Here is a 4160-nt window from a genome sequence, read left to right as displayed (position 1 = left end):
GCGTCACCGACTTCATCACCGGACTCATCGCCGCAAGGGACCTGCACTAACCGACCCTTGTCGGAGGCGACACCTAGGGTGCGCCACATGGACGAACTGCTGGGCCCACTGCGCCGAGCAGCCGAGCAAGCAGGCGAAGACCAGTTCCTCGAACTCCTACGGTGGCACCTCGTCGTGGCCGGCCTCCCAGATGTCGACCCCACCAAGCAGGGCGCCTACCGAGACGCCATCACCGAGCTGGGGGAGGCGCGCACAATCGAGCTACTGCGCGACCTGCGCAGACTCGCCCGCAACCCCCGCCGCTATCGCAACGGCGCCGACGGCAAACCTCGATACCGCCAGGGGCGAACCGTCAGCGATCACCACCACCGCGAGTAACCGCCTCGATCAGGCCGGCATCGCGGCGGTCCAAGGTACGGACGTTGTTGACCGCCCGTGACACTGGACGGGTTCGAAGAGTCGACGCCACCGCCCGCGACTCGACGTCCAGCAGATCCAGCACGTCTCCTACCTGGTCCTTCTCGAGCTTCTCCGGGGCCAACCAGGTGTCCCACGAGGCAGGGGTCACAAAGACCGGCATGCGGTCGTGCACCTCGCCAGCCGCATCCTCACCCGTCCGCGTGATGATCGTGAACGTCGTCCGCCACTGCTCATCACCGTCCTGGCGGTGGAAGGCCAACAGCCCCGCAGCGAGCAGCAGCTCGTCACCCGGGGCATGCACATAGCTGGGGTTCTTGACCTTCTTCCCGGCCTCGAGAGCTTCCTGCCACTCGTAGTACCCGGTCATCGGAACCAGGGCCCGCGCAGAGGCGAACGCCGAACGAAACATGCCATTGGTCGCAGCAGTCTCCAGCCGGGCGTTAATCGGCCGCGGACCCTTTTCCTTCGCCCACGACGGACGCAACCCCCACGTAGGCATAAACGCCTCACTCACCCGCTGTTCGCCGATCAGACGATCCCGGATCACCGGCGCCCGCGTGCGAGGAGCAACCGAGTAGGCCGGCTCCCACTCGAACCCCGGTTCCGTCCCGTCCAGGTCAAGAACATCGACCAAGGCGGCGCCAGACACCGCTACCGAGTACCGACCACACATGCTGTGACACTAACAGTGATCGCAAGAGAGGACGCTCTGACCAGCACTTATGACCACAAGCTATGGCAACAAGACCCTGCTAGTCACTCGTGCGCTAGGCCAGCGATGAGCAGGCCGCTACGACCTCATAGGCTTCTTGCGTATTAGTTGGCCAGGGCACGGCAGGGAGCAATGTGAGCGACGAATCGAACGTGCTGGATCAGTTGGTTTCCCGCGTCGAGGACGAGACGCTGCGAGCCCGACTCGCTCACGAGGTCGACCTCCTACGTGGATCTCGTCGCTTCGGCCTCGTCTTCGATAGGCACCTGCCCGAGTCCGTTCGTCTGCCCGACCATCCCATCCGTAAGGGGATTCGCGTCGCGTTGCGCGATGAATCGTCTTCTGAAACCTGGGTCGTAGACAGCTTCACCGACCGCACACGCGAAATCGCTGCCCTCAGCGGCGACGGTGGTGAGCGACATACTTCCGAGCTGATTGTGGTCCGCGAGTTCGGCGAGCCGGTTTACCCGGGCCTCCGGTCAGTCGAGCGCATAGAACGCGGGTCCGCTGATGCACCATGTCATGTCGTCATCAACGGCGAGAACTTTCACGCTCTGCAAGCACTGCGGTCCACGCACCGTGGAAATGTAGATCTGATCTACATCGACCCGCCCTACAACACCGGAAATGGCAGCTGGATATATAACGATCGATATGTTGACCAGAACGACCGTGCCAAGTCGTCGAAGTGGTTGTCATTCATGGAACGTCGTCTTCTGATCGCTCGCGACCTCCTGAAACCCACAGGCGTAATCATTGTGTCGATCGGTGACGACGAACATCACCGATTGAGAATGCTTCTGGATCAAGTGCTTGGCGACCAGAACTTCATTGTCAACATCTCTTGGCAAGGCGGCGTTTCCGCGTTGAGCAAGCATCATGGCGGCGGCCTCGACTACATGTTGGTCTACGGTCGAGACGCCAGCAAAGTGGGCCAGTTCCTCGACCCGAAGCCTCTCGCACCCGAGATGTTGCGGGTGGCGCGTGAGGCCGTTCAGGCGGGGAAGTCCGCAGAGGAAGCGCAGCAAACACTGCGCAAGTTCATTCGTACTGAGGGCAAGGATCTACCGCCTGGCGTTCGCCGGTTCAACCGGGTTGACGATGAAGGTGAAGTCTTCTTGGAGGGCGACCTCGCAAACTCGCTTTATCGACCGAACCTCAGGTATGTACTTACAGATCCTGTGACAGGTCGCGAGTATCAACCGCCCAAGAACGGATGGTCCGTAGGCCGCGAAATGATGGCCGAACTAATCGCGGACGGACGCATCATTTTCGACGGCGACCGTATCCCGACCAGAAAGCGCCTGCTCCGAGAACAGATGCACTCGTTGCCGAGCCCCTCCTTCTACCGCGACCGCCGCACTGGAACAAACCGCCTCGCAGCTCTGTTGGGCGACAAGCGCTTTCCCTTTCCCAAGGACCATGAGGTGCTCATGCGCTGGTTCCGCATGGCAGCTCCCAAGGATGCCGTCATTCTCGACTACTTCGGTGGGTCTGGCACTACGACTGAAGCTGCCATGCAGCTAAATGCCGAAGATGGTGGCACCCGCCAATCGATCCTCGTAACCAACAACGAGGTTGGCGTGGCCGAAGCCAAGAAGCTCCGAAAGTCCGGGCTCCACCCGGGGGACGCCAAGTGGGAGGCTTCCGGAGTCTTTGAGTACGTCTGCCGACCTCGTATATCTACCGTGGTCACCGGCAAGCGCCCCGATGGTTCGAAGTACTCGGACGGGCTGCTCGCTAACGTCGAGATGTTCGACCTCACTTATCTCGATCCCGGCATGGTTCGCCGTGGCCACGAGTTCGAATCCGTGGCCCCCCTAATGTGGCTCGAAGGAGGCGCCCGCGGTCCCCGCATTGACGAGATTCCCGACGAAGGGTGGGCGTTGACTGATTCGTACGGCGTTCTGTTCGACGTCGACACGCTGACGGCGTTCGCCGAGGCGGTTACGAACGCCGCGACCACCGGCACCCCGCCGTCGGTCGTTTTCGTTATCACCGATTCCGATGCCGAGTATCAACAGGCCGTCGAGCGGCTCCCAGTCGGGATCGACACTGTCCAGCTCTACGAGGACTACTTGTCGAACTACACCATCAACGTCACCGGTGGTGTGCGATGAAGTTCACTCTGGAGCCGTACCAGAGCACTGCGGTCGAATCGGTGCTCACCAACCTAGCCAAGGCCCGAGCCGGCTACCTCGACGATCGAGAGCGCACCGCTGTCGGTCTGACGGCACCTACTGGGGCTGGCAAGACTGTGATCGCTACAGCGGTGCTCGAGGGGATTTACAAGGGCACGCCTTCGCGAACTCCGAACCCGAACATGACAGTTCTGTGGATTACCGACGACCGTTCGCTCAACGCGCAGACGATCTCAAAGATCACCCAGGCTTCAGGCGGATCAATCGACATCAACCGTATTCGCCTAATCAGCGAGGTTGACCACCGCACGCTTGAACCTGGTCACATCTATTTCGTCCACATCCAGGCAATGCAAAAGAACTCCACGTTGCACGCCGTCCGACCAGACGGCACCCAAAACGACAAGCGCACCCATGGCGCCTGGGACATGATCGCCAACACCGTCCGAGAACGCGGCGAAGACTTCCTGGTCATTTGGGACGAGGCGCATCGTGGATCGGGTACTAAGAACACCGACCGTAAATCGATCGCCGGCACCATCGTTGGCGGCGGCATCACGAACATCGGCACTTTCCAGCCGCCAGCACCGGTAGTGCTCGGCATCTCGGCGACGCCAGATAGATTCCACGCTGCCATGCAGGCCGCGGACCGCACCATGCGGCTGGTCGAGGTTAAGGCTGGGGACGTTCGCGAATCGGGCCTGCTCAAGGACCGCATCCTGCTGCGCAGTCTCGGCGAGTCGCAATCTGCCGACAACACGATGCTCGCCCTGGCAGTCGAGGACCTAAAGTCCTCCGATGAGGCGTGGCGTATCCACCACGAGAGCACTGGCGATCGACCGGTCGAGCCCTTGCTAGCCCCGCTGATTCACGGGCCGGTGTGACTG

General features: G+C 61.3%; 4 protein-coding genes. 3 read left to right on the top strand and 1 reads right to left on the bottom strand.

Going from position 1 to position 4160, the window contains the following annotated elements; genetic code table 11:
* Positions 1 to 87: 87 nt before the first annotated feature.
* On the top strand, positions 88 to 378 hold the full coding sequence (locus G6028_RS05465; protein WP_182658270.1) for a hypothetical protein: 291 nt from the start codon (positions 88 to 90) through the stop codon (positions 376 to 378).
* On the opposite strand, the gene G6028_RS05460 is transcribed toward G6028_RS05465, so the two are convergent.
* Positions 353 to 1093 carry an SOS response-associated peptidase gene (locus G6028_RS05460; RefSeq protein ID WP_182658269.1) on the bottom strand — a complete coding sequence of 247 codons (741 nt, stop codon included), beginning with the start codon at positions 1091 to 1093 and terminating at the stop codon, positions 353 to 355. The two genes, G6028_RS05465 and G6028_RS05460, sit on opposite strands and share 26 nt — an antisense overlap.
* Before the next feature lie 173 nt (positions 1094 to 1266).
* On the opposite strand from G6028_RS05460, the gene G6028_RS05455 reads away from it, so the two are divergent.
* Together G6028_RS05455 and G6028_RS05450 are read left to right on the top strand one after the other, a co-directional pair.
* Entirely contained in the window at positions 1267 to 3252 is a 1986-nt protein-coding gene (locus tag G6028_RS05455) for a DNA methyltransferase (RefSeq protein ID WP_182658268.1), read from the top strand.
* Positions 3249 to 4157: a DEAD/DEAH box helicase family protein gene (locus G6028_RS05450; protein ID WP_241730564.1), complete on the top strand. Its 909-nt coding sequence runs from the start codon at positions 3249 to 3251 to the stop codon at positions 4155 to 4157. Before G6028_RS05455 ends, G6028_RS05450 begins: the two co-directional genes overlap by 4 nt.
* Positions 4158 to 4160: the final 3 nt, after the last annotated feature.

This window comes from Dietzia cercidiphylli (assembly GCF_014145145.1).
GTDB lineage: Bacteria > Actinomycetota > Actinomycetes > Mycobacteriales > Mycobacteriaceae > Dietzia > Dietzia natronolimnaea.
The sequence above is the reverse complement of the archived record's forward strand: the minus strand, read 5'-3'. Positions and strand labels throughout refer to the sequence as shown.